3 protein-coding genes are annotated in these 2,458 nt (G+C 58.7%); all 3 read right to left on the bottom strand.

The features are described from left to right. Positions 1-190: 190 nt before the first annotated feature. A complete protein-coding gene (locus AWR36_RS15925; protein ID WP_067087482.1) occupies positions 191-1,399 on the bottom strand; it encodes an ABC transporter permease in 1,209 nt (402 codons plus the stop codon). Beyond that, complete coding sequence (locus tag AWR36_RS15920; protein WP_067087477.1) at positions 1,389-2,111, bottom strand: ABC transporter ATP-binding protein; 723 nt, start codon at positions 2,109-2,111, stop codon at positions 1,389-1,391. The genes AWR36_RS15925 and AWR36_RS15920 overlap by 11 nt, the downstream gene beginning before the upstream one ends. A gap of 151 nt (positions 2,112-2,262) precedes the next feature. Then, positions 2,263-2,458 (bottom strand): oligopeptide/dipeptide ABC transporter ATP-binding protein (locus AWR36_RS15915; protein ID WP_332835519.1); only part of this gene is annotated, 196 nt, incomplete at its 5' end.

Below are 2,458 nucleotides of genomic sequence, written 5' to 3'. Positions count from 1 at the left end.
CCTGGACGCGCTCGGTCACATCATGTTTGGCGATATCCGGACGCAAGGTACGTAACGGTTCTGCAATAATATCCCCGATGGTCATACGTGGATTCAGGATCCCCTGGCATCCCTGAATCCACGCATGACCATCGGCGATATCATTTATAAGCCCAGCACAATTACCCACCCCAACGACGCTTGCGCCTACCTAGCTCTGCAGCCCGCGTTGCAACGACTGACGGTAGGCACCAGACGCGGGTATCAGCGCAACCACCAGCGTGGCCAGCACAACCCCCGCGAGTAATATCAGTGACTGCCCCGCCAGGGGCATGTCCATCAGGTAGATACCAAACTGTGCACCCAGAATCGGTTCGACTATCCACTGGCCGAGGTATATCGCCCCAACAGCGATGGCCGCACCCAGAAGCACAACCAGTAATGCCTCTGCCTGAATCAGAAAGAACAACTGAAGCGGCCCTGCGCCGATAACACGCAGCAATGCCAGCTCCCGCTGCCGCTCTCGCATCGATGCGAGCAACATGATGCTCAGCCCCAGCAGCGAGGCCAGCACGACCATCGCCGAGATCAGTAGCAGGATATTTTCCACCACACCCAGCATTTGCCAGAGTTGCGAGAGCGTGATGCCCGGCAAAATGGCCAGTAATGGTTCACCGCGATACTGGTTGATCTGTCGCTGTAACTGGAAGCTGGCGACGCGGGAATCCAGGCCGAGCATAAAAGCTGTGATGCTGCTGGGTGTAAGATCAGAGTGCGCGTCAGCATCAGGTCTGTGCACCGCCTCTATTCCCTCCAGGCTTACATAAAGCGCGCGATCCACCGGAGTGCCGGTAGGTTCCAGAATACCGCTCACCCTGAACGGATGCCCTTCATGCATGCTGAAACTGGTGCTGCCAAGCCCATGCGCCAGGACCAGGGAATCTCCTACCTGGTATTCCAGCTGTTTTGCCACGCTTGCACCCAGCACCACATCGAAGGTTTCCTCAAACGCACGTCCACTGGCGAGTGCCAGCGCCCTCCCCTGTCCGTATTTATAACGACTGAAAAAGTCTTCCGTGGTCCCCACTACACGGTAACCGCGGTGCGAGTCCCCCAGCGATATAGGGATTGTCCAGGCGACACGGGGCTGTTGGGCAATGTCGCGATAGGCCTGCCAGGAAATGTTGTTACTGGGTGTACCAATGCGAAACACGCTGTAAAGCAGCAGGTTCAACTCCCCGGTGCGCGCGCCGACAATCAGATCGACACCGGACACAGTGCGGTTGAAGCTATCACGAGCCTGCTTGCGAACCTGCTCTACACCGAGCAACACGAACAGACTCACCGCCACCGAGAGCACTGCCAGCAATACGCTGCCCTTGCGGAACATCAGGCTGCGCCAGGCCAATTTAAGTAACATCCGCAGCCTCCAGCTTCCACGCCTGGTTCAGGTCTCGCATATCTGCAACTACCGGGAAGTGCTGTGCCAGCGTCGTGTCGTGACTGACAAAAATCAGGGTGTTCTCAACACCAGAGTAGCTTTGCAGCAGAATATCCACGAAGGCGTCGCGGGCGTCCCGATCCAGTGCGGAAGTGGGCTCATCTACCAGCAGCAGCTGCGGCCGGTTGATTAGCGCGCGGGCAATGGCGACACGCTGCTGTTGCCCGACACTGAGCGCCTGCGCCTGCCGCGACAGCAGACTCAACGGAAGCTTCAGCTGCTGCAGTAGCGACTCGGCGCGGTCACGCACATCACCGCCCCGACCGAAATGGGCCGCGAGGCGGAGGTTGTCCAGGACGCTCAGGTACGGAATCAGGTTGAACTGCTGGAATACCACGCCGATATGCTCCGCGCGAAATCTGTCCCGGCGGCGATTGCTCAATGCCGCCAGAGATTGCCCGAAAATCTGCAGCTGTGTTGCAGCTTGATTCTTTGGCGGAGCCAGGGTTCCCGAGAGCAGGTTGAGCAGCGTGGATTTTCCCGATCCGGACGGGCCGCGCAGGAAAACGTGGCTGCCCTGCGGCACCTGCCAGTGGGGAATGTCCAGGGCAATTGGGGCACCTCCGTAACTAAACCGGAGATTCTCGACCGCTATGGCATTCACGGCTAGTTGCGCGACGGGTGCATTCATCCGCTCCTCCAGGGAAAACTACTGCATAGTGCAATCTGGATGCACGATACAATATATCACCAGCCATCGCCACGTATGACACACTCGTCCTGCCCACAGGTCACCACAGGGCCTGACGGGCCGCGCCCTTATCATCCCAGCAGACCAGGCTTTATGTCAGCAGCTCCGCAGTGCGAAGGCAGGCACTCTGGTGATCTTCCCTGCCCTCCAGTCTCGGTACCTGCTGCGCGCAGTCCGCGATAGCATGAGGGCAGCGGGTACGGAACACACAGCCCTCCGGCGGGTTGACCGGAGAGGGTAGCTCACCCTCAAGCAATTGAATCTGCTTGTTCTTTTCCTTGTGGGGG

Source organism: Microbulbifer flavimaris, assembly GCF_001641755.2.
GTDB lineage: Bacteria > Pseudomonadota > Gammaproteobacteria > Pseudomonadales > Cellvibrionaceae > Microbulbifer > Microbulbifer flavimaris.
Note: the sequence above shows the minus strand (reverse complement) of the source record. Positions and strands in the feature narration are given on the sequence as shown.